At 68.6% G+C, this 22,833-nt stretch carries 23 protein-coding genes; 11 read left to right on the top strand and 12 right to left on the bottom strand.

The window, feature by feature from the left end:
- Positions 1-17 precede the first annotated feature (17 nt).
- From AVL48_RS25690 to AVL48_RS25675, 4 genes are all read left to right on the top strand, one after another.
- On the top strand, positions 18-1,028 hold the full coding sequence (locus tag AVL48_RS25690) for a septum formation family protein (protein WP_061980371.1): 1,011 nt from the start codon (positions 18-20) through the stop codon (positions 1,026-1,028).
- A 4-nt stretch (positions 1,029-1,032) separates the two neighbouring features.
- Positions 1,033-1,383, top strand: coding sequence for a metallopeptidase family protein (locus AVL48_RS25685; protein WP_061980372.1), 351 nt, complete (start codon positions 1,033-1,035; stop codon positions 1,381-1,383).
- Positions 1,384-1,596: 213 nt separating this feature from the next.
- Entirely contained in the window at positions 1,597-2,856 is a 1,260-nt protein-coding gene (locus tag AVL48_RS25680; protein WP_061980373.1) for an MFS transporter, read from the top strand.
- 60 nt (positions 2,857-2,916) lie between these two features.
- Positions 2,917-3,354, top strand: a complete 438-nt coding sequence (locus AVL48_RS25675) for a hypothetical protein (protein WP_061980374.1) — start codon at positions 2,917-2,919, stop codon at positions 3,352-3,354.
- A gap of 4 nt (positions 3,355-3,358) precedes the next feature.
- Here AVL48_RS25675 and AVL48_RS25670 read toward each other — a convergent pair whose 3' ends face one another.
- The 3 genes from AVL48_RS25670 to pheA all read right to left on the bottom strand — a co-directional run bounded on the left by AVL48_RS25670 (position 3,359) and on the right by pheA (position 5,698).
- On the bottom strand, positions 3,359-4,012 hold the full coding sequence (locus tag AVL48_RS25670) for a DUF4232 domain-containing protein (RefSeq protein ID WP_061980375.1): 654 nt from the start codon (positions 4,010-4,012) through the stop codon (positions 3,359-3,361).
- Positions 4,013-4,172: 160 nt separating this feature from the next.
- Positions 4,173-4,793: a histidine phosphatase family protein gene (locus tag AVL48_RS25665; RefSeq protein ID WP_061980376.1), complete on the bottom strand. Its 621-nt coding sequence runs from the start codon at positions 4,791-4,793 to the stop codon at positions 4,173-4,175.
- Complete coding sequence (gene pheA, locus AVL48_RS25660) at positions 4,790-5,698, bottom strand: prephenate dehydratase (protein WP_061980377.1); 909 nt, start codon at positions 5,696-5,698, stop codon at positions 4,790-4,792. Before pheA ends, AVL48_RS25665 begins: the two co-directional genes overlap by 4 nt.
- A gap of 97 nt (positions 5,699-5,795) precedes the next feature.
- Between pheA and AVL48_RS25655 the strand changes: the two genes are divergently transcribed.
- The 3 genes from AVL48_RS25655 (at position 5,796) to AVL48_RS39185 (ending at position 8,028) form a co-directional block, all read left to right on the top strand.
- Positions 5,796-6,437 carry a macro domain-containing protein gene (locus AVL48_RS25655; RefSeq protein WP_061980378.1) on the top strand — a complete coding sequence of 214 codons (642 nt, stop codon included), beginning with the start codon at positions 5,796-5,798 and terminating at the stop codon, positions 6,435-6,437.
- Between the two features lie 157 nt (positions 6,438-6,594).
- A complete protein-coding gene (gene coaA, locus AVL48_RS25650) occupies positions 6,595-7,527 on the top strand; it encodes a type I pantothenate kinase (RefSeq protein ID WP_061980379.1) in 933 nt (310 codons plus the stop codon).
- A 327-nt stretch (positions 7,528-7,854) separates the two neighbouring features.
- On the top strand, positions 7,855-8,028 hold the full coding sequence (locus tag AVL48_RS39185; protein ID WP_156515778.1) for a hypothetical protein: 174 nt from the start codon (positions 7,855-7,857) through the stop codon (positions 8,026-8,028).
- A gap of 34 nt (positions 8,029-8,062) precedes the next feature.
- Here AVL48_RS39185 and AVL48_RS25645 read toward each other — a convergent pair whose 3' ends face one another.
- The 4 genes from AVL48_RS25645 to AVL48_RS25630 form a co-directional block, all read right to left on the bottom strand.
- A complete protein-coding gene (locus tag AVL48_RS25645) occupies positions 8,063-8,479 on the bottom strand; it encodes a type II toxin-antitoxin system VapC family toxin (protein ID WP_061980380.1) in 417 nt (138 codons plus the stop codon).
- The gene (locus AVL48_RS25640; protein WP_244162526.1) at positions 8,476-8,775 is read right to left on the bottom strand and encodes a type II toxin-antitoxin system Phd/YefM family antitoxin; all 300 of its coding nucleotides are present in this window, start codon (positions 8,773-8,775) and stop codon (positions 8,476-8,478) included. Before AVL48_RS25640 ends, AVL48_RS25645 begins: the two co-directional genes overlap by 4 nt.
- Positions 8,776-8,845: 70 nt before the next feature.
- Positions 8,846-10,402 carry a DUF1841 family protein gene (locus AVL48_RS25635; RefSeq protein ID WP_061980382.1) on the bottom strand — a complete coding sequence of 519 codons (1,557 nt, stop codon included), beginning with the start codon at positions 10,400-10,402 and terminating at the stop codon, positions 8,846-8,848.
- A 167-nt stretch (positions 10,403-10,569) separates the two neighbouring features.
- A complete protein-coding gene (locus AVL48_RS25630) occupies positions 10,570-11,889 on the bottom strand; it encodes a hypothetical protein (RefSeq protein WP_143104620.1) in 1,320 nt (439 codons plus the stop codon).
- Between the two features lie 312 nt (positions 11,890-12,201).
- On the opposite strand from AVL48_RS25630, the gene AVL48_RS25625 reads away from it, so the two are divergent.
- From AVL48_RS25625 to AVL48_RS25610, 4 genes are all read left to right on the top strand, one after another.
- On the top strand, positions 12,202-12,519 hold the full coding sequence (locus AVL48_RS25625) for a nucleotide pyrophosphohydrolase (RefSeq protein ID WP_061980383.1): 318 nt from the start codon (positions 12,202-12,204) through the stop codon (positions 12,517-12,519).
- A gap of 89 nt (positions 12,520-12,608) precedes the next feature.
- Positions 12,609-15,107, top strand: a complete 2,499-nt coding sequence (locus AVL48_RS25620; RefSeq protein WP_244162527.1) for a M14 family zinc carboxypeptidase — start codon at positions 12,609-12,611, stop codon at positions 15,105-15,107.
- Between the two features lie 9 nt (positions 15,108-15,116).
- A complete protein-coding gene (locus AVL48_RS25615) occupies positions 15,117-15,743 on the top strand; it encodes a response regulator (RefSeq protein ID WP_016330621.1) in 627 nt (208 codons plus the stop codon).
- A complete protein-coding gene (locus tag AVL48_RS25610; protein WP_061980384.1) occupies positions 15,743-17,389 on the top strand; it encodes a hypothetical protein in 1,647 nt (548 codons plus the stop codon). Before AVL48_RS25615 ends, AVL48_RS25610 begins: the two co-directional genes overlap by 1 nt.
- On the opposite strand, the gene AVL48_RS25605 is transcribed toward AVL48_RS25610, so the two are convergent.
- From AVL48_RS25605 to AVL48_RS25585, 5 genes are all read right to left on the bottom strand, one after another.
- Complete coding sequence (locus tag AVL48_RS25605) at positions 17,349-19,547, bottom strand: AAA family ATPase (protein WP_061980385.1); 2,199 nt, start codon at positions 19,545-19,547, stop codon at positions 17,349-17,351. The genes AVL48_RS25610 and AVL48_RS25605 overlap by 41 nt on opposite strands.
- A 73-nt stretch (positions 19,548-19,620) precedes the next feature.
- Positions 19,621-20,886: an HAD family hydrolase gene (locus tag AVL48_RS25600; RefSeq protein ID WP_061980386.1), complete on the bottom strand. Its 1,266-nt coding sequence runs from the start codon at positions 20,884-20,886 to the stop codon at positions 19,621-19,623.
- A gap of 42 nt (positions 20,887-20,928) precedes the next feature.
- Entirely contained in the window at positions 20,929-21,537 is a 609-nt protein-coding gene (locus AVL48_RS25595) for a histidine phosphatase family protein (RefSeq protein ID WP_061980387.1), read from the bottom strand.
- Positions 21,538-21,546: 9 nt separating this feature from the next.
- On the bottom strand, positions 21,547-22,182 hold the full coding sequence (locus AVL48_RS25590; protein WP_061980388.1) for a class F sortase: 636 nt from the start codon (positions 22,180-22,182) through the stop codon (positions 21,547-21,549).
- The gene (locus AVL48_RS25585; protein WP_061980389.1) at positions 22,179-22,808 is read right to left on the bottom strand and encodes an excalibur calcium-binding domain-containing protein; all 630 of its coding nucleotides are present in this window, start codon (positions 22,806-22,808) and stop codon (positions 22,179-22,181) included. The genes AVL48_RS25590 and AVL48_RS25585 overlap by 4 nt, the downstream gene beginning before the upstream one ends.
- Between the last annotated feature and the right edge of the window lie 25 nt (positions 22,809-22,833).

Here is a 22,833-nt window from a genome sequence, read left to right as displayed (position 1 = left end):
CGGGCATCATGGAGTGGATGTCTCAACAGGTTGAGCGGTTCCGTGATCCGCGAAACGCGCTGAGCACCCTGCGCACCCGGCTCGTCATGGCCGGTGTGTTCGTGGGCGCGATCATCGCGCTTTCGCTGAGTGTGGCGTTCTCGTGGAATGTCGGCCCGGAGGGCGGTGTGGGCGGCGGCGGTGGCGCCCCCAAACTGTCCCCCGCCGCGGCCGAAGCGTTCCAATCTCCCCCTGGCACCTGTCTGACCTGGAACAACCCGGACGCCACCGACGCGCGGCGCGTGCCGTGCACGGAGTCCCACCTGTTCGAGGTCACCAGCATCGTCGACATCGGCGCGCAGTACCCGGCGGGCGTGCCCAGCCCGAACCTGGACCAGTGGCAGGAGATCTCCCGGTCACGCTGCACCGTCGACGTCAAGCCGTACCTCGGCCGCACGCTGGATCCTTACGGCAGGCTGAGCATGAACCTGCTCCGGCCGACGCCCGCGCAATGGGAGGACGGCGACCGGCAGCTGCGGTGCGGCCTGCAGTGGGCGGGCCCCGGCGGCAAGCTGCAGCCGACCACCGGACCGGCGAAGGAGCAGAACCAGTCCATGGTGTGGGAGGCGGGCACCTGCCTCGCGCTGCTCAACAACAGCTTCGGCGATCCGGTCGACTGCGCGCAGCCGCATTCCTACGAGATCATCGCGACGCTCGACCTCAAGACGAAGTTCAAGGACGGCTACCCGTCACAAGAGCAGCAGAACACCTGGCTGGACACCGAATGCTCGACCGCGGCGCAGGAGTACTCCGGCAACGCGGACCTGGCGGCGAAGAAGCTCATCCTGAGCTGGGACGTCCGCGAGCAAGAGAGCTGGGACGCCGGGTCGACCCTGGTGAACTGCAAGGCGGCGGCGGTTCTGCCGGACAACAAGGGGCTCGCACCGGTCACCGGGAGCGTCAAGGTCGGCAACGGCGAAGCCCCACCGTCGGACGGCGGCCAGGCGACCTCGCCACCGTCTTCTTCGGCCCCGAAGACCGGAGGGTGAGCGCGTGCCCGTCGAGATGACCCAGCAGCGGTTCGAGGAACTGGTGTCGGAGGCGCTGGACGAGCTCCCGCCCGAATTCGCGGACGCGATGGACAACGTCGTGGTCCTCGTGGAGGAGTACAACGAGGAATCCCCCACGATCCTCGGGCTCTACCACGGCGTCGCGCTGACGGAGCGGACCCACGAATACGGCGGAGTGCTGCCGGACCGGATCTCGATCTACCGGCGACCGCTGCTCCAGATGTGCGACACCGAGGAAGACGTCGTCGAAGAAGTACTGATCACGGTGGTCCACGAGGTCGGCCACCATTTCGGCATCGACGACGCCCGGCTGCACGAACTCGGCTGGGGCTGAACCGCGGCACAGGCGATAGCAAAGGTCCCTTGCTCCCTTTCGGCGGATTTCGTGCCGAGGGCCGGGTGGTCGGTGATTTTTGTGCGTCGGGCACCAACGGTTCTTCGGATTCTTAACTGGGCGTAACAACGCAGCAACTTTGGGCGACAACCCCGCTAAACTTTTCGACACGTTGTCGTCGGCCGGCGCCGGCGAATGCCTGGGGAGGCGTGCATGGCCGAGTCGACGGCGCGCAGCAGAGGTGACCGGCGTTTGCGCTGGTTGCTCGCGTCCAGTGCGGCGTCGAATCTCGGGGACGGGATCGGCAAGGTCGCCTTCCCGCTGCTCGCGGTCACCCTCACCCGCGATCCGCTGCTCATCGCCGGGCTTTCGGCGACCCAGTTCCTGCCGTGGCTGCTGTTCGCGCTCCCGGCGGGCGCGCTACTGGACCGGATCGATCGGCGACGCGCGATGATCTTCGCGAACGGCGCCCGCGCGGTGGTCGTCGGCGGGACCGCCGTCCTGGTCGCGGCGGGCGGCGTGACGATCTGGGTGGTCTACGCCGCCGCCCTGCTCATCGGCTTCGCGGAGGTGGTCGCCGACAGCGCCGCGAACGTGCTCATCCCGGCGGTCGTCGACAAGGGTTCGCTCGACAGCGCGAACAGCAAGCTCCAGGCCTGCGAGATCGTCGGCCAGACCTTCCTCGGCGGGCCGGTCGGCAGCGCCACCTTCGCGCTCTTCGCGACGTTCCCGTTCCTGCTCAACTCAGTGGGCTTCGCGATCGCGGCGGCCGTACTGCTGGGGCTGGCCGGAAGCTACCGGCCGAGGCCTGCGGAAAGGGCGTCGACCGAGTTACGCGCCGAACTGGCGGAGGGTTTCCGGTGGCTCAAGAACCACCGGCTGGTGTCGCGCCTGGTCGTGGTCGCCGGGCTGATCAGCCTGGTCAGCGAACTCGCGCAGGCGCAGTTGGTGCTGTACGCGATCGAGTATCTGGGTCTCAGCGAAGCGGCCTTCGGGCTCTTCGCGTTCGTGGGCGGCATCGGCGGGTTACTGGGCGCGGGCATCGCCCCGAGGCTGGTGAAGACGTCCAGCCGTCGCACGGTCCTCCTCGGGGGCACGGCCTGCTGCGGCGCGGCGTTCGCCGGGATGGGCCTGACGAGTTCGGCGGTGGCGGGAGCGGCGCTGTTCGGCCTGTTCGCGGCCGCCGTGGTCGCGGTGAACATCGTGCTGGGGACGGCGCGGCACACGCTCGTCCCCGGTGAACTGCTCGGCCGGGTCCTCGGCGTGTGGCGCACCGTGGTCTGGGGTGCGATCCCGGTGGGGGCGCTGCTCGGCGGCGTCCTCACGCACGCGCTCGGTTCTCCGGCCTGGACGTTCCTGACGTCCGGGCTTCTGCTGTTCGGCGTAGCCGGTTTCGCGTTCGTCTCGTTACGCCCCGGCGCCTTCGATGACGAATCGGCCACGGCCTCGCGGGTACTCCACCAAGACCGGTGAAAACCGGGCCCTTTGGTGCTGAAATAGCCCATCACCGCCAGCTGGTGAGGGAGGTCCGCGATGCAGCAGACACTGGTGCCGGAGGGCGGCGTGGAAACAGCAGAACCTTCCAGACGCCCGCAGGTACTCACCGCGGTCGCCGGTTTCGTCATCGGTGCCGGCGTGGTCGGCATGCTGTGGGCGCTCTCGGGCGTCAACGCGGGAGCGCTCGAAGACGCTCAAGACGCTTGCCAGGCCCTGGCCAGGGTCGGCACCATCCCCGACACCACCGACTCGGCGCCCGGACAGCGGCCCGTGGCGGTACTGGCTCCCGAGATCCTCCACCGGATGACGGCGGCCCGCGAACTCTCGGCGGCGGCGGCCGCCGCCAACGACACCTATCGGCCGCTGGCCGAGCACATCGACGGGGTCAGCCGGATGGTGTTCAGCCTGCACTTCAACCAGATCTCCGGCCAGCGGCATCTGGCGCAGGCCGAACAACTCTGTACCCAGCTTTAACCGGTCAAGATCCCTTGTGGACCGTCTTGACGGTCAGCTGATTGCCCGGGATCTTCCCCGCGCAGCCGAGCCCCTGCACCGGCACGAAATTGGACGCCGTCTCCTGCGGCAGATACACCCGCAGTCCTCGGGTCTCGGTGGGCTTGCAGACCGCCTCGTCGTAGTTGCGGACGTTCACGAAACCGACGTCGGTGGACGCGCTCTCGCCGGGGTTCAACTTGACCGGTTCGCCCTTGGTGCCGTCGCGGAACGCGGCCTCACCGACCTGGTGGCCATCCGAGCCGGTCACGTAGGAGATACCGGGGAAGCCCTGGATCGTGCACGCGTGTCCGCTGGTGTTGGTGATGACGAGCTGCCGGTACACCGTCCCCGCCGCCCCGTCCCCGCCGACGACGGCGAGTTTCACGTCTCCCGCTTTGCACAGCCCGTCGTTCTTCGGCGCCGGCTCCCCGCCCTGTGCGGGCTGCGGTGCCGATGCGGAACTCGACGGGCTCACGCTGGGCGCGGCCGAGGTGTCCGGTGCCGAACTGGACGGTGGTGCGGACGAACTCTGCGCGACCGGGGCGGTTTCCGAACCGCACGCGCTGATCAGCAGGAGCCCTGCGGTACCCGCGATGAGACCGCCGATGGAGATCGTCTTCGAACGAACCATGGTCATTCGCCTCCCTGTAGCCGGGTGACCCACCGATCAGTAGACGTCTTGTCCGGTGCCGGGGTTGCGCTCCCCCGGTTAATTCCCCACAAGGTGTTAATTGATCTCGTGGGGTGTATTCCCCGGCGGGGGTGGAGGCAAACGGGATTACCGCCTGAGCCGCGGTTCAGCGGTTGAGGGGGACGTCCGCCCAGGTCAGGCAGTTCCAGCCATCCTCGGTCGCGACGAGTTCGACGATGCCGGTGTTGGGGATGAGGCCCTGGTTGGCGATCTCGGCGGTGACGTTCCCGGCGAGCCACTCCCCGCCGAGCCGGATCGCGCCACCATGGCTCACCAAGACCACCGTGCCGTCGGGGTCGGCCTGCTCGTGCTTGGCGCGCAGCCGGGCGACCGCGTCGAGCAGCCGGGCGCGCACCTGCGCGCCGGTCTCGCCGCCGGGGATCGGCGGGTCGAGTTCGCCGAGCGTCCACCGCCGCACGACGCTCATGTAGACCGCGACCGAGTCCTTGTCGGTCTTGCCCTCGAGGTCACCCGCGGCGACCTCGTGCACGCCGTCGACGACCTGGACGTCGAGGCCGAGCTTGGCGGCCAACGGCGCGGCCGTCTGCTGAGCGCGGACCGCCTGCGAGGCGTAGACCGCGACGATCGGCTCCGCGCCGAGCCTCGTCGCGAGGTCACGGGCCTGCTCCTGGCCCAGTTCGGTGAGCGGCGGGCCGGGCAGGGCGGTGTCGAGCGCGCCCCGGACGTTGCCGTCGGTCTGGCCATGGCGGACGAGGAGAAGTTTCACGCCTGTGCTCCCTTCCGGACCGACTCGACCCAGTCGATCGCGTCGGTGAAGTCCTCATTGGCGGCACCCGGTTCGACTTCGGTCGCGCCGCCGTCCGCCCGCGGGTGGGAACCGAGGAACCGGACGTTGCGGCACCGGCGGCGCAACGCGGCCAGCGCGTCGCCGATCCGGGGTTCGGTCACATGCCCTTCGAAGTCGATGAAGAAGCGGTACTCGCCGAAGTTGTTCCTGGTCGGACGGGCATCCAGCTTGGTCAGGTTGATCCCGCGGACGGCCAGTTCGGTGAGCAGTTCCGCCAGCGCGCCGGTGCGGTTCGTCGCCGCGGCGACGATCGACGTGCGGTCGGCGCCGGTCGGCGAAGGGAGTTCGCCGGGCGGGCGGACCAGCAGGAACCGGGTCTTGGCGTCGCGGACGTCGGCGACCTCGGTGGCCAGCACCGCCAGCGGATAGTGCTCGACGGCGACCGGCGCGGTGACGGCGGCGTCGAACTCGCCCGCGTCGACGGCGACCGCGGCGGCGGCGGTGGACGACGTCGCGACCGGGTGGGCACCGGGGAGATTCGCCTCGACCCAGTGACGGACCTGCGCGAGCGCGTGCGGGTGGCTCGCGACGGTGCGGATTTCAGTCGTCCCGGGCCGGGTCAGCACGCTGAAGTGGACCGGCAGCAGCACCTCCGCCACCGCGACGAGCGGCTCGGCGTCGCTCAGGCTGTCGAGGGTGGCGGTGACCGCGCCCTCCACCGAGTTCTCGATCGGGACGCAGGCCGCGTCGGCCTCCCCGGCGCGCACCGCGGCCAACGCCGCCGGGATGGTTTCCGCCGGGAGCAGCTCCTCGCCGGGGGCGAGCCGGCGTGCGGCCTGTTCGGTGAAGGTTCCCTGTGGGCCGAAGTAAGCGATCCGTGACACCTCGCCAGATTACGCACGCCGCGCGTGGCGACTTTCACTCGGACAGCCGGTACGCGAACCGGTTACGCCGGGTGGCTTTTTTTGCCATGCTTAGAGCGTGACCGCCGAATCGGGCACGCACACCGGCCACGCGGATGTCGGCTCCTCTAGTGCTCCCCTGCCGGACCATCCCACCCCCGAGCTGGTGCTGTGTGCCGTCGATGACCTGCTCGCGCAAGCCTGGACCACCGTCGCGGACACTGTGGACGGACGGATCTTCGTGCACCGCGGGTCGGTGCTCGACGTCGTCGCGCAAGCCGTCGTCAGCCCCGCGAACTCCTACGGCTGGATGCGCGGTGGCATCGACGCCGTCTACGCCCGCGCCTACCCCGAGGTCGAGCAGAACGTGCGCAGCGCCGTCCTCGCCTACCACGGCGGGGAGCTCCCGATCGGGGAAACGGTGATCGTGCCCACCGGCGAGGCGGAACCCGCCTGGTTGATCAGCGCTCCGACGATGCGGGAACCCGGCGAACGTCTCCCGCGGGACACCGTGCACCCGTACCTGGCCGCCCGCGCCGTGTTCCGGCAGTGGCGCGACGGCAGCGTCGACCAGGGCCGCGTCCGTGACCTGGTGCACACGATCGCGATGCCCGGACTCGGCACCGGGGTCGGCGGTGTCGCACCCGCCACCTGCGCCCGGCAGGTCGCCGCGGCCTGGAAAGAGGTCTTTTCGACGCCCCGCACCCGTAACGGACGGTAACACCCCGACGCGGGCTACATCACATCACAGCGCGTTCACGAGCCGTAAGCCCTACCGTTAAAGCGGCTTCATCCGGTTCGAGGCACGCCTTCCCGCCGAGAACTCGTCAACACGGTTTTGTACGGCGCCAGCGCAGGCGACGGGCGAGGAGTGTGCGATGCCGCGGGTCCGTGAGCTCAGTCCCTACGTGGAGCTGCACCGTGAGCAGTGGCGCGAGCTGCGCAGGGCGACTCCCCTGCCACTGACGGCCGCGGAACTACTGCGGCTGCGTGGTCTCGGCGAACAGGTCGACCTGGCCGAGGTCGCCGAGGTCTATCTGCCGCTCTCCCGGCTGATCAATCTCCAGGTCGCCGCCCGGCAACGGTTGTACGAAGCCACCACCACCTTTCTCGGTGAAGACAGTCGGGGCACCAAGGTGCCGTACATCATCGGGATCGCCGGAAGCGTCGCCGTCGGTAAATCGACCACCGCGCGCATCCTGCGCACACTGCTCGCCCGCTGGCCGGATCACCCCAGGGTCGACCTGGTCACCACCGACGGGTTTCTCTACCCGCGGGCGGAACTCGTCCGGCGCGGGATCATGCACCGCAAGGGTTTCCCGGAGAGCTACGACCGCCGAGCCCTGCTGCGTTTCGTCACCGAGGTGAAGTCCGGGGCGGAGCGGGTCAGCGCGCCGGTGTACTCGCACCTCGCCTACGACATCCTCCCCGACGAGGAGCAGGTCGTTCAGCGTCCCGACATCCTGATCCTCGAGGGTCTCAACGTCCTCCAGCCCGGCCCTCGCCTCACCGTCTCCGATCTGTTCGACTTCTCGATCTACGTGGACGCGCCGACGACCGACATCGAGCGCTGGTACATCGAGCGCTTCCTCAAATTGCGGCACACCGCCTTCGCGGACCCTGCGTCACACTTCCACCACTTCGCCGGCCTCCCGGACGACGAGGCACGGGCCGAGGCACGCCACCTCTGGCGCACGATCAACGAGCCGAACCTGATGGAGAACATCAAGCCGACGCGGCCCCGCGCGACCCTCGTCCTCCGCAAGGACGCCGATCACGCGATCAACCGGGTCCGGCTGCGCAAGCTCTGAGCACGGACACTGGGTAACCGGATACTCACGGAATCTCTACTCACGGCAAGCGTTTCACGACGACGATCAAGATCGTTTCACCGGAAGCCGATCACCCGGCCGAATTCCGGCCGTTCCCTCACAAGCAGCAGCCTTCGCACCAGCGGCGAGGCGCCGACGCCATCCGGTCGCACGCCGCGACCAGGGCCCGGATTTCCTCGGCCGATCGGCCGATCCACCCTCAGTACGTGTAACCGGTTGGCCGATACCGGCTACAGCCCCCCGAGGTGACCCTTGTGTCAGGGGAACAAGAGGTCTTCAAAAGGACCTTGAGCAGGGAGGAGGGTCATGATGTTCTCGATCATCCTGACCTGGGTCGGCTCGATTCTCGGTCTCGCACTCTTGGTGGCCATGGCCGCCGGCGCCTTCGTCGTCGACTTCGATGACGCCCGCGGGGACCGCCGCTGGAAGAAGCCGGCAGTCACGGAGAGCAAAGGGACCTCGGCGGCACCGCTGAGCTGACGCGGGGCGCCGAACCCGGCTCGGTCCATACGGCTCAGTCGAAGGGGTTGTGCACCTGCGCGCCGAGCCCGGCCATATCGGCCAGGTTCCTGGTGACCAGGGTCAGCTCGTGGACCCGGGCGGTCGCGGCGATCAATCCGTCGATGGACGGCACTTTCCGCGGCGCGTACTGCCTGCCCCATTCGGCCGCGATTTCGGCGGTCACCGGAAGGATCCGTTCCGAGAACTGCGCGGTGAGCCCGGCCAGCCAGTCGGCCAAGGCGTCCGCCCGCTCGCGGTCCTGGTCTCCCCGATTCCTGAGTTTCGTTATCCCCCTCTCGATCTCTCCGACGGTGAGCGCGCTCAGATAGAGCTTGCTCGACGACACCCCGCCCCACCACCGGGCGAAACCCGGGTTCTTCGCGCGGCGCCGGGCCTCGGACACGATGTTCGTGTCCAGCAGAAAGCTCACCCGCTCACCTCCGCGGCAGCTCTCGGCAGATCCTCCGCGCGCTCGGCGGCGATCTCCTCCAGCACGTCGGCCAGTGCCTCCCCGTATTCGGGATGGTGCTGCTCGCCGGAAAGCACGAGTTTGAAATCGACGGCTTCACCGCCTCCGGCCAGCCTGCGGTAGTCCACGATGTCCAGCACCACGGCGACCTCCTCCCCGTGTTTCGTGACGAACTGCGGTCCCTCGGCCGCGGCCCGGCGCAACAGCTCGCTCAGCCGCTGCTTGGCGTCCTGCACTTGCCAGGTTGCTGCTTCCATCTAGACAGACTAGACGGATTGGACGGAGAGGGCAAGGGCGGGAGCGGTCGTGACCGGTGAAAAAGCGACGTCAGCCGAGGTCGGCGAGCGCCTTCCGGTAGTCGTCGACGTCGTAGTCCATCTCGTGTTCGCCCGCTTCGCTCAGCTGGGCGGACAACACGTCGATCAGCCGGTCTAAGATCTCGTCGCGCTCTTGGCCGCTCTCGCGCAGCCGGCGAACGGCTTGCCAGACCTCGGCGGGCTCGTCGGCCCAGAGCTGGTCGACGATCGTGGTCTTGAGCGCCAGCCGCAACCTCGGCTCGCCGTCGAAGGTCTCCTCGGCCAGGGCCTCGTGATACTCGGGGTGCTCGCCGATGACCAGCAGACGGCGTTGTTCGGGGTCGGCGGGCTCGAGTTCCAGCTCCTCGTCGCCGATCTCCGTGTAAACCGTGGGGACGGCGAACATGCGGCGCTGGAGGGCCTCCGCGAGTTCCTCCGGGTCTTCGATCCCCTCGGAACCATCGAAATAGACATCGAGGGTGGAGTCGTCTTCCTGCGAGAACTCCTCAAGGAACTCCGTGGCGCTTTCCAGCAGCGTCACGCGGGCGGCTTCGGGGAGACCGGCGCGGTCGGCGGCCCAGGTGACCCAGCCGAGCAGTGCGGGCTCCAGCGCGTCCTCATACGCCTCGTCGACCTCGAACTCGCCGTCCAGCAGGGACTCGAGAAACCGCGCGAGCTTCTCGGGCCCGACGCGCAGTGGGCTGCCCGGCTCGGTCTCGCAGCCGTAGTCGACGAGCAGGCGCGCGTAGAACCGCGTCGCTTCGGTGTCCTCCACGAGCCCGGAACCGATGAAGTCGGCGACGACCTCTTCGCGCACCTGCTCGGGCCATTCGGTGATCTCGGGCGAGGGTTCGGGAACGGGGAGGTTCCGGATCCAGGCCAGCGCGAGCGCGTGGAACCGTGCGTAATCCTCGCTGACGTCGGGCTCCTCGACGACGTCCGTCGCGGCCAGCCCGTCCGCGAGCAGCTGGTGGGCGCGCTCGGGCAGCACCCGCTCCAGCGTGACCAGTTCCGGGTCGTCGGCGGCCTGTTGCCGCATCTCGGCCAGCACTTCCTGCGGCTTGTCGACCACGACGACGTCGCGGATGCGGCCGCCCTCGGTGAAGTCGACCAGCGCGAGCAGACCGTGCTCGACGCCGCCGCGGGAGAACACACAGAGCAGGGAGGACTCGTCACCGAAGACGTCACCGGTCCGCCAGCAGTCCCCCACGGTCACCGCGGCCAGGTCCGCCACCCACTCCGGCTCCGGGATCCCGCGGCCCAGCACGGTGTTCAGCGCCGAGGCGGCCGCCTCGCGTTCCTCCTCGGTCTCGGCGAAGACCTTCAGGCCGGCGAGCAGCGCCGCCGCGGCGGGGGTGATCTTCCGCTCCGCGAAGGCGATGAGCTCCAGGCCCAGCGGCTGTTCACCCTCTTCGAGCTCGATCTCCCACCACTGGCCGAGCACCTCGGAGGTCAGCAGTTCGACATCGAGCACCTCGGGTTCGGCGCCGAGGGTCGAGAAGTCCCGGAGGACGTCCTTGAAGAGGCCCGTCACACTCGGAGTGGCGGGCTGGGCTGCCTTCTTGCGGGCACGACTCACCGGACTCATGAAACACATGTTTTCACGCGGACCCGAACCGGCTCGTCGCGGTGGTCCCGGGCGCGAAACGGAGGTCCAGGTCGCGGGGAGGGCGCGGGCGGACACCGGTTCAGGACCACCGCGACTTCGCCGGGTTTCCTCGGTTCACTCCGAACAACGACCGGTGACGGCCGCGGTTACGCCTTGACCGTTTTGGGAATCGCGATTCTCGCCGCCTTGATCTCGGCGATCAGCCGCGTCTTCCGTTTGTGTATTTCCACCAATGTGGCGAGGTACGAGCTGAATTCTTCAGCTGTACCGGCCTTTTTGTGCACCGTGCGAAGTTTGCGCAGTTGCCGGGCGGCCTCACGGTAGGACGTCGGGTCCTTGTGCGTGATCAATTCTTCGACATGGTCCCGGTAGACGGGAATCGTTTCGGCGGGATGGGCGACGGAACGCGAATCCGCGAGTTCGACGCGCACCGGCAAAGACGCTTCGAAACGCACTGCCGCCCGCCAGGCTTCGTCCGCGCGATCCTCGCCGAGCAGCGCACGGACGAGTTCGTCGGCGGCTTCCGTGCCCTCGGCGGCGAGTTCACGCAACCGGGCCAGCGCGGTCTTCCGCTGCGCGACCCATCTCCCCGCTTCCAGTGCCTCTTCGCGCAGCGCGAGATACGTCGTACTGGTGGGACTCTCGTCGAATGCCTTGCGAGACAAGGGAATCGGCTCTTCGACCGGAGGTACCGCTTCCTTCTTGTCATGCTTGTCATGCGTGAGCGCCCGCGCCGCGTGCGCGATGGCCTCGCTGTGCCGTCCCGCCGCGCGCAGCACACGCACGATCTTGAGGCTGACGTCGACCCGCGGTGGCTTGGCGGCGAGGATCGCGACGAGCGCGTCGACGTCGCCGGACACCTCCGCCAGTTCCTCGCGCAACCGCTCGGCCGTCTCGCGCTTGGCGCCGGACGGCTGCTCCGCCAGCACTCTGTCTACTGTGGACTTAATTCGCGCGATCCCCTTTTCCCCCAAGGCGGAGGCGAAGTCGGGCAGTTCGATGGCCGGCCAGCCCGGCCCGTCGAACTCCACTTCGAGAATCCAGTCGGCCAGGCTCTCCGGATCCGGCGGGCGCGCGACGCAGGCCCGCGCGTACAGCTCCACGGCCCGGTCCAGCCGGTCCGCGACCTCGCCAGAGGCGTCGTCGATCTGCTCCAGCATCTCGCTGATGTCGTCCACGGTCCGACGGGCGAGCGGGGCCAGATCGGCCCGGCTCCCGGCGTCGAGAAGCCGCTGAAGCGTGTCGAGAACCGAACCGACCTTCGCCGCGTACTCGACGTTCCCCGCCGTCACAGCGGTGTCGAGGAGACGGTGCGCCTCGGCGAGATCACTCCCTTGGGTGATGAAGCGGTTCTCCAGGGCCTGTCGTAACACAGGGTCACGCTCGGCGTGGGCATGAAGCAGGTCCGCCAGCGTCTCCGCGTCCAAGGTGCGCAGGTAGGGGCGCAGATCCGTCGTCGAACTCACCCGGACAAGTCTGCCCGACCGGTTCGCCGACGCGTGTGGGCCAACAGCGTGCTCTTTTCGGAGTACTCGGGTACACGGTGTGACCAGCCCGAAGACTCCGAAAGCGCGGTGGTGAGGCGGGCCGGGCAGCGGAGGATCGAGATGGGGAGCCGCCGGACGATTGCCGACCAGCTTCCGGTAAATCTGATGGCTACTCTCGGCTCGCTTCGACCATGGTGACGGCTCCGCTTTCGGCGTCGTCACGGATCTGGATGGCTCGCTCGTCCGCCATACGGCCGTTGGCGCACCGTGACGATCTGGTAGGCACAGCACGTGACACTCGACGACCTCAACCAGCGCCTCCGCGACTTCGCCGCCGCACGGGCCTGGGAACCGTTCCACACCCCGAAGAACCTGGTCATGGCCCTGTCCGGCGAGGTCGGCGAACTGACCTCGCTGTTCCAGTGGCTCACGCCGGAAGAGTCCGAGAAGTGGCGCTCCGACCCGGAACTGGCGCACAACGTCGTCGACGAAATCGCCGACGTCACGCTGTATCTCCTCCAGCTGGCGAACAGTCTCGGCGTCGACCTGATCGAGGCGGCCAACGCCAAGATCGACCGGAACGAGCATCGCTTCCCGGCGCCCGATTAGCCGCCTTTCGGCTCTTGTGACGTCTTTAGCGGGTCGAAAGACTGTGCCGACGTCTCTGGAGGTGGCCCTTGTCGCGTTCGGCTCGCACCGTGGTTCTGGCACTGATGCTGTCCCTGAGCGCGGTCGCCGCGCCCGCGTACGCCGCACCGCCGCCGACGACGCATCGGGACCCCGGCAACGGGCCGGACCGCAACGAGATCGCCGCGACCGACCCGCCGATGAGCACCGCGCGGGCCGCGGCGGGCGAGAACGTCGCGGGCGACCGTTCCGGTTATCCGCGCAAGACCACCCTGCGGGTCTACCCGGAGAACCCGGGCGACAAGTCGATCAAGCTCGGCCTCGCGCCGTATCACGCGATCGCGCCGAAACTGAACGCCTTGCAGGCGCGCAGCGACCGGATCTCCGTCGAAATCGCCGGGCAGTCCGGCCTCGGCCGCGACCTCTACCTGGTGACGCTCACCGCGCCGGAGAGCCCTCAGCAGACACGACGGCAGGACGCGTGGCGGTCGCTGATCGAGAACGACCCGGCCCGTGCCGCCCGCGACCCGTTCCTGCGCCACGGTTACAAGGCGCCGGTGTGGATCAACAACAACATCCACGGCAACGAATGGGAAGGCACGGACGGCGCGCTGCGCGTCATCGAGAAGCTGGCGACGTCGAACGATCCCAAGACGACCGAGCTGCTGAAACGGAACCGCTTCTACTTCAACGTCACGGCCAATCCGGACGGCCGGGTCGCCGGCACGCGGCAGACGTCGCAGGGTTTCGATCCCAACCGCGACTTCGTCACCGCGTCGCAGCCGGAAGTGCGGGCCATGCGCGGGATCGCGATCGGCAAGCAGCCGCTGATGATGCTGGACGAACACGGCTACGTCGAGAACACGCTCATCGAGCCGACCACGCCGCCGCACGGCCAGAACTACGACTTCGATCTCTACCTCAAGCACGGATACGCCAACGGTCTCGGCATGGAGCAGGCGGTCAAGGCACTCGGGCGGCCGGAGACGGCGAAGCCGGAGATCCCGTTCCGCGACTACGAACCCGGCAGCTGGGACGGCTGGGCGCCGATCTACACCGCCCAGTACGCGATGTACCACGGCGCGGTGTCGTTCACGATCGAGATCCCGATGCGGGTCAACAACGCGGACTACGAAACGCGGCCCGTGGCGGAACTCCAGCGGCGCGCGGTGATCAACACCGAGGTCGTCGAGGCCACCATCGGCAGCACGCTGGCCTACGTCGACCGCAACCGCGGTGAGCTGATCGCGAACCAGATCGAGATGTTCCGCCGCGGCGGCGCGGGCGAGGCGCAACGCGAGATCCCCGACGGGTTCGTGCCGGGCTTCGGGCCGGAAGACCGCTACCGAACGGAGTTCCCGCGCGCCTACGTCATCCCCACCGGCGCCGACCAGCGCTCGGCCGTCGCCGCTTCCCGGCTCGTCGACCATCTGGTGGCCAACGACGTCCGGGTCGAACAGGCCGATCGTCCGTTCAGCCTGGCCGGGCGGCGCTATCCGGCCGGTTCGTACCTGGTGGACATGCACCAGCCGAAGCGTGGCCTGGCGAACGTGATGCTGGAACAGGGCAGCGACATCTCGGCGAAGGTGCCGGTCATGTACGACATCTCCGGCTGGAGCCACCGGCTGCTGTGGGGCGCGTCGGTCGACATCGTCCGCCAGGGCAGGCTCGACGTCCGGGCGCACGACGTCGCCGCGGCGTCGCCCACCGGCGGCATCGACGCCGCTCCCGGGCGTGACCTCGCGCTGAAGCTCGTCGACGGCAAGGACGTCAGCGCCGTCAACGACCTGCTGAACCGGGGTATCGCACTGGGCCGCGCGGCCGACGGCACGATCGTCGTCCCCGCCTCGGCGCGCCCGGCCGCCGCCGAGGTGGCGGACCGCTACGGCGTCCGGTTCACCGAGGCGAGCGGTGCGGTGACCCCGCTCGGCCGCAAGACGATCGCGGGCGCCGTCGGCCCGGACGAGCTGAAGGCGTTGCGGGACATGGGCTTCGACGTCCGGCCGGTGTCGGCGGCGGTCCTCAACGCCGGCTTCGACTGGTCGCGGATCGACCTGTTGTTCGTGTCTTCGGGGCTGCGCTACACCGACCTCAACCCGGCGGCGAAGGACGCTCTACGTGCCTTCCTCACTCGCGGTGGCGTCGTCACCCGCGGCGCGACAGGCGCGCGCTTCAACACCGACGTCGGACTTCTCGCCGCGCGCCCGGTGGCCGGCTGGGAGGACGGGAACGGCGTGGTTTCGGTCGTCAACGGGACCGGCCCGGTCGGCTCGGGCGCGTTGCCGGACTCGTTCGTCTACGGGCCGTTCTGGTTCACCGATCTCGGCTCGTCGGTCACTGTCGAGCAGCGCTACGCGAGCGGGAATCCCCTGGTCGCGGGGCATTGGCGGACCCGGGACGACGGTACGGGAGGACCTCGGCACGCGGCGGGCCAGGCAGCCGTCGTCTCGGGCACTTCATCGTTCGGCGGGAACGTGGTCCTGTTCGGCACCGAACCGCTGTTCCGCGATCACCCGAAGGGCTTGTACTCGCAGGTGGCCAAGGCGATTTACTGGGCCGCCGCGAAGTAACGTGGGGGTATGCCGATCCAGGTGCTGCTCATCGACGACCACGAGGTGGTGAGGCGTGGTCTGCGCGACCTCCTCACCGACGAGCCCGACATCGAGGTCGTCGCCGAGGCGAGCGGGGTCGACGAAGCCCTCGCCGTGGCGATGCACGTGGAGCCGGACGTCGCGGTGGTCGACGTGCGGCTCGGCGACGGCGATGGCATCGCGCTCTGCCGCGAGCTGCGTTCGAAGCCGAACCCGCCGCAGTGCCTGATGCTGACCGCGTTCGACGACGAGGAGGCCATGGTCGGCGCGATCATGGCCGGCGCTGCCGGGTACCTGCTGAAACAGGTCCGCGGCCAGGACGTCGTCAACGCGGTCCGCGAGGTGGCGGCGGGTCGTTCGCTGCTCGACCCGCTGTCGACGGCGCGCGTGCTGGACAAGCTGCGGCACCCGCCGGAGGACGAACTGGGCTCGCTCACCGAACGCGAGCGCGAGGTGCTGGACCTGATCGGGCAGGGCATGTCCAATCGCGAGATCGCGGAGCGCCTGTTCCTCGCCGAGAAGACGGTGAAGAACTACGTGACGTCCGTCCTCGCGAAGCTCGGCATGCAGCGCCGCACGCAGGCCGCGGCATGGATCGCGCGCCGGGACAGGTAGTGCGCGAAAAAGGTACCCCCTCCCCGTCGTTTTGGGCGAAAGTCCCGGTCGACCCGGCGTTCGACCAGTGGCTCACCATCGGGGTCGAGCGGAAGGTCCTGGTCGTCGTCCGCACGGTCACGACGCTGACCAGGTTGCTGGACATCCTGTCGTTGATCGAAAACGATCACCGCGTCCAGCTCGTCTTCACCTACGACGCGGACAGCACCGCGATCTTCAGCGCCGGTGTGCCCGAATATCTCGGCAAGCTGCGCGCCTCGGTGGTTCCGTGGCGGCAAGCCATCGAAAGCCGCTTCGACCTGGTGATCGCCGCGAGCGAGAACGACGACCTGCACCTTTTCGACGCCCCGATCGTACTGGTGCCGCACGGAATCGGGTTCCAGAAGTACTACCCGCGGAGCCGGACGGTCGCCGGCATGAACCCCGCCCGGCTCGTGCGCGACGGCCGGGTCGTGCCGGCCATGGTCGCGCTCTCCCACCCCGAGCAGCGCGCCCACCTGCGGCAAGCGGGCTCGGAAGCGGCGGGACGGGCGGTGATGGTCGGCGACCCGTGCCACGACCGCCTGCGCGCGGGAATCCATCGTGCTCCCGCGTATCGCGCGGCCTTCGGCGCTCCCGGCCACACCTTGGTCGTCATCGCCTCCACCTGGGGGCCCGGTTCCCTCCTCGGGACCGTGCCCGATCTCCCGCTGCGGCTGGTCTCCGAACTGGAATACGACGAATACCGCTGCTGCGCCGTGCTCCATCCGGGGATCACCGCGGCCCACAGCCCTTGGCAGGTCGACGCGTGGCTCTCCGAGGCACGGCAAGCGGGGCTTCGCGTACTTCCCCCGGAGGCCGGCTGGCAGGCCGCGCTCACCGCGGCTTCGTGTGTGATCTCCGATTTCGGTTCGTTGGCGCTGTACGCCGCCGCGGTGGACCGGCCGTTGCTCCTGATCGGCGACGGTGGGGAAACCATGGTTCCCGGTTCGCCCATCGAAGCGCTCGCCGCGCAGACCGCGCGACTCGATCCGGACGCCGCGCTGGGGCCGCAGATCGAGCTCGCGATCCACCGGCACAGCCCCGGCGATCACGCCGCCATCGTCAAACAGGCCGTCGGCGCACCGGACATGTCGGCCGGACTGCTACGGCCGCAGCTGTATCGGTTGATGAATCTTCCCGAACCTGCCACCGAAGCGTCGTTCCCACCCCACGAGGTGCCTGACGTCGAGCCGCAGGAGGTCGCCATCTTCGTCGTCGGCGCGGAGGCGGCCGGGGCCGCCACGAGGATCGTGCGGTTCCCGAGTACCGGCCGACGGCACGATCTGGCGGGCAAACACCTGGTGGCGCACGAAACCCGGGCGACATTGCGGCAACTGTCCAGTGCTTCGATCGTCTACATCGGACTCGAAGAATCGGACCGCGAACGTTTTCCTTTGTGGTCGGAGGAAATTCTCCACCAGTGGCCGGACGCCGCGGTGGCCGCGGCGACGGTCGGCAGAAGTACCTGCCTTGTCCGTACCCGTGACGGTGTCCAGCGGGAGCTGACCCTGACGGACCGCTCGATCGACCCGTTGATCGCCGCCTCGCTCGCTTACCTCGACCGGTTGTCCCCGACCGAAGTCGTCAAGATCGGCGATCGCCCGGTGACGATTCGAGTGCGCTGAAGTACCGGTCGGCTCGCGGATGCCCGAGCTGGGTGGCGTCGTAAGCGAGCCGTCCCCAGACGTCGATCGCGCCGGGGTCACCTTCGGCGGTCATGAGCCGTGCCTGGAGTTCCCTGAGTTCCCAGACGTACTGGGTGGCTCGCTGGGCGGCCAGTTGATCCCACGCGGAGCCGAAGCGCGCTCGCGCCCCGGCGAGGTCACCGAGAGCCAGATACGCGTTGGCGTAGACCATCTCGACCCGGGCGTGGTTGCGTCCGGCGGCGGTCATCGTGCCGAGGACGGCGATCGCCTCAGCCGGTTCGCCGAGTTTGACCAGGACGTTCGCGAGCATCCGGGGGTGGATGGCGAGAGCCGGGCCGTCGGCGAGTTCCGTGCTGATGGCACACGCCAACCGGAGGTGCCGTTCGGCTTCCGCGAGTTCCCGCTTGATTTCCGCTCCCCCGGCCTTTCGGTGGACGAGCAGTTCCGCGCGTTCTTCGTGAAAACGACCTCGGAACTCCGCCAGCGACGCCTGAAGCTTGCGCCATCGGTTCTCCGCGAACCCCGCCGCCGGACCGGACAGGATCTTCGCCGCCCTGTCGAGATCCTCCAGTGCGGCGGGGAACCAACGCGCGAGGTAGCGGGCCTTGCCCCGCATCATCAATGCCCGCGCGAGTTGCGCGGGCTTCGCGTCCTCGTCCGCTTCGACGGCCTTCACGGCCCAGTCACTGATGTCGATGAATTCACGCCAGTGACCACGCTTGTTCACCAGCGCTTCGAAGGCTCCGGCCAGCTGCAAGGTCTCCTTGTAGCGGCGGCGCAGACAGGCGAGTTTCACCAGCTCACCGATCAGCGACCGGTGCCACTCCAGCCAGTCGATGTGATCGACCCGCAGGTCCCAGTCCCGCTTGGACGGAACGACGTAGGTGCGCAGGCGCTTGCTGTTCTCGCGAAAATCGGCCGCGACCGCCTTCTCGCGAACATAGGTGAGCAAGCGATCGAAGGCCGCGCCCCGATCCGCGGGCAGCGTGCGTGCGTACTGCCCCGCCAGGATCGTGAGCGAATACCAATCGCCGGCCTGGTAGGTCAGCTGCGCGGCGATCAGTTCGTCGACGACCTTCGCGTCGCCGGTCATCGCCGTCGCGGTGGCCCGGGTGAAGAAGCCGCCAGGATGCTCGGCCAGCACGGCACAGGCCTCGACGGCCGCGTCCGAAAGCCGCGCGAACGTGCGCCGCAAGGAATCCCGAATGACCCCTTCGACGTCTACGACACCCGTATCGCGGTACTCGTCGAGCAACGCCGCCACCGGCCGCGCTTCCCCGGCGCGACCGGCGAGGGTGACGCCGACCTCGCGGAGGGCGAGCGGCATCCGATCGCAGAGGTCGAGCAACCGGTCGGTCTCGACCGGTTCGTCCGTCAGCCGGACCTTGCCGCAGAAGTCCGCGAGCAGCTCACGCGCGCCCTCGACGTCGAGTCCTCGCAGTTCGATGGCCGCGGGGTCGCAGGTCTTGAGTTCGCGGCTGTACACCGACGCCGTCGCCAACACCAGGCTGGTGCGGAACCTGGCGAACAAGGCCAGCTCGGCGGCGAGTTCGACGTCGTCCAGGATGACCACGAACGACCTGGTGACCAGCACGGCCAGAAACTGCCGGTCCAGTTGCTCGTCGTCGACCGGGATCTCGCCGTGGGGAATCCCGAACTCCCGGAGCACATACCGTTTCACGGCGGCGGGGTCGAATTCGTCGCCGTCGCGATAGCGGGCGAGTGGTACCTCGATCCGGCCCGACGGGAAGTCTTCCTGGACCCGGTCGGCGAGCTGGCGGGCGAGTTCGGTTTTACCCGAACCCGCCGCCCCGACGATCAGCTTCAGCCCCGTCCTCGGGGGATCGGCGAGGATGGCGAGGTGGTTGCGGAAATTCTCGATTCCCGCCGTCGCCGTCGAAGCGTTTTCCTCATGGAGTACGGAAACCGCCTCGATCAGGCGATCAGCCCATTCCTTGTCGGCACGGGCGGCGGCGATGGCCCGGCGGCTCAGCGCGTCCTTGCCGGACTTGGTCGTGCCGAGCCTTTCCTTGAGCAGCGAAACCACGTTCCGGCTCGCCGTGGAGACGGCCCCCACCGCCGAGGTCGCGGCCGCCTTCGCGGCTTCGTCCACGACGACCTGCAAAAGATCGACCACGGCCTCCCCCTCATTCAGCCAAGAACGCCACGGTAGCAGCGGGACGACCGAGGGTCACGCATCGTGAACACGCTCAGGGGTGCACGGTGTCACGCTGATCGGGGATGACCGTGCCGTCGTCGCGCAGCACCGGGCCGTGTGTGCCGTCGGCGTTCTCGTACGCCGTCGTCGAGCACGGGTAGGTGCGGTTCAACGCCGGGAAGGGCTCGATGAACATCGGGTTCACCGCCCACTTGCCGTCCGCGTTGTCGTAGGCGCGGCACATCAGCTCGTCCTTGTTGCGGTTGAGCGTGACGCGGACTCCGGTGGCGTCGCGCAGCATGGTGACGTCGGTGGTCGCGTCGCCGCCGGCGAGTGCCTGCCGCTTGGTCTCCGGTGCCGCTTCCATCGCTTCCGGGCCGCGGATCCCGAGGATCCGCTCGTTGATGAAGCAACGCTTTCCGTCGATGTAGGTCATGATCTCGTCGGCGCCGTCCGCGTGTCCGCCGCAGCCTTCGAGGTGCCCGTTGATCCGGCCGTTCGTGGTGAGCGAGTAGATCCCGAGGGTGCGGCTGGGCGGGACGCCGACCGCCGACCCCCAGACGTCCGCGAACTCCTTGGGCGAGGCGGAAACGACCCAGGTCGAGAACCCCGCCCTGGTCAGCGTCGCGATCAGGTCCTTGATCTCCGGGTAGTAGCGGATCCACGCGACCTGAGTGCTCGAACCGACCTTCTGGGTCGCTCCGACCGGTGCCGACAGCGCCGCGGCCCTGGCCTGCCGGGCGATCGCGCGGACCTCGTCCGGACGGTATCCCGCGTTGATCTGCGCGACCCAGGCGTAGGCCGCCTCCATGTAGCGCCGGTTGTTTCCGGCGAAGACCTCTTCGCCGGTGGTGGTCTTCGCGTTTTTCCGCACGGAAAGGAGTTCGTCGGCGCAGGCCACGTTCTTGCTCGTCGGCAGCGGTTTCCCGGCCGGGGTGTCGGTGCCGCACGCTTTGCCGAGCGCGTTCGCCCCGGCGTCGGTCAGGTATCGGCTGGTCGTGCGCCAGTCCTTGTTCCGCGGCTGGAGGATCTTGTCGTGCCGGATCATCCAGAAGACGGTCTGGTCGGAGATGTCGTTCTTGATGACCGTGTTGTCCCAGTCGAACACCGCCACCGGGCGCTCGCCGTGCTTCCCGCCGCAGCGGCCGCGTTCGTCGATGACCTTCTGGATCTTCGCGGCGTTGTCGCCGTACCAGTGCTCGGCCAGCCGCAGCTGCGGGCAGCGGGACTCGGTCGCGGCCACCGACGTGGCGGGCACCAGCACCGGAACGGCCACCACAGCGGCGGCGACGGCGACGGCTCGCAGGAACCTCGGCATGTCATCTCCCCACGTCCTCATCGACTTTCCGGGGAGATCTTGTCATTCTCCGGCGAGAGTCACGACCTGCCGGTTGTGAAAGTAGTCGTCTTCACGGAGCACCGTGATACTGCCGGGTGAACCTCGGAAGTCGACGTACCCGGCCGCTTCGAGTGGCATCCGGATCCACGCCGCGATGACGAAGGTGAGCGCGCCGCCGCGCGTCACCACGATCTGGTGCGCACAACGGCTTTCCAGGATCGAGTCCATCGCCGCGTAGACGCGCCTGGCCATCGCGCCCTTGGTTTCGGCGCCCGGTATTCCCTCGTCGTGCTCCAGTCGTTCCCCGACCGCGGGCGGCGGGACGAACCGCCGGTCCAGCCAGTCCTGTGGCCGTCCTCCCGCCTCCCCGTACGACTTCTCGCGCAGCCGCCGGTCCAGGACCGGCTCGACGCCGAGCCGTTCGCCGATCACCTTCGCCGTCCGCGCGGTGCGCCGCAGATCCGAGGAGTACAGCTCGACCTTTTCCGGCACCCGGGCGTGCAGTGAGTCGGCGATGGCGACGGCCGCACGCTTGCCATCGGGCGTGAGATCGGCGTCGTACCAGCCGCCCACCAGGCGATCGACGTGATGGGTGGCTTGCGGATGCGTGACGACGTAGACGGTGCGCATTCCTCGAATCTAAGTGCGCGTCAGTCTCGCGTAGGCGATCACGTTGTCGAGGTAGTTGCCGGTCGAGGAGTCGAAGTCGCCGCCACAGGTGATCAGGCGGAGTTCCGGCCCGGGCGTGTCGCCGTAGACCCTCTCCGTCGGGAAGGAGGCCTTCGGATGCCGCTCGACGGCGTACACGGTGAACACCGCGGTGATCCCGTCGTCGCGATGGACGACGGCCTCGTCGCCCGCCTTGACGTCCTTGAGCCGGACGAAGATGCCGGGGACCTTCTTGTAGTCGACGTGCCCCGCGAGCACGGCCGGTCCGATTTCGCCGGGAGCCGGGCCGCCGGTGAACCAGCCGGTGGTGATCGCGTCGTGCGGCACCTGCAGGCTGCCGTCACCGGTCAGGCCGAGGTCGATGATCTCGCCGGTGCGGACCCCGATCGCCGGGATTTCGAGCGTGACCGGCTTCGCGGATCCCAGCGGGGCGACCGTGGCGGCAGTCGGGGCCGCCGAAGACGCGGTGGTGGGCTGCGCCGGTGACGCGACCCTGCCTGCCGAGGGGCCGGCGCAAGCGGTCAGCGCCGCCGCGAGCGCCACCCCGATGATGGTGCCGATGACCAGCGGAAAGGGCCATCGGCGCCAGGAAGAAACCCGGGTCATCGCTCGGCACGCCGCCGGAGGACGAGGGCCGCGCCCGCGGCCGTCGCGGCCAGCAGGATCCCGCCGGTCAACGCGACCGCGCCGATTTCGAGTAGACCGCCGTTGAATTCGGTGGCCTCACCACCACCGGTCGCGACGCCGCCCACGGGCTTGACCTTCACCTGACCGGATTTCGAAGGCTCGCCGAAGCGGGACTCGCAGGCGTACCCGTCGTGGTCGCCGTCGAGCTTGTACGGGTCACTCGGGTTCCTCTTGAGCTCGGCCTGCGCCGCGGCCTGCGAGGGGAAATCGGCACAGTCCTGGTCAGCGGACTTCGCACTGCTGGGCACCGGTTTCGTATCCGTCACGACGGGCGGAACGGTCGGCGTGCTCGTTTTCGTCGGCCCGGATCCGCGCTTCGGCAGCTTTTCGCACGCGATTCCATTCTTGTCACGATCGAGGCCGTGCGGATCGGATCGATCTTTGTCGAGCACGGCCTGCGCGTCCTCCTGGAACTGGAAATCACCGCAGTCCAAATCGGCGACCGCGGGCGCGTCAGCCAGCGCGAAAGCGACAGAAGCGGGGCCGAACAAGGAGAATCCAGCGAGAAGCACGGCCGTGCCGATGGCGCGACGAACCGAGGACATGAGGAGGCCTTTCGATGGGGAATTC

The sequence above is a fragment of the Amycolatopsis regifaucium genome, from assembly GCF_001613935.1.
GTDB lineage: Bacteria > Actinomycetota > Actinomycetes > Mycobacteriales > Pseudonocardiaceae > Amycolatopsis > Amycolatopsis regifaucium.
This window is presented reverse-complemented; position numbering and strand designations above follow the sequence as displayed.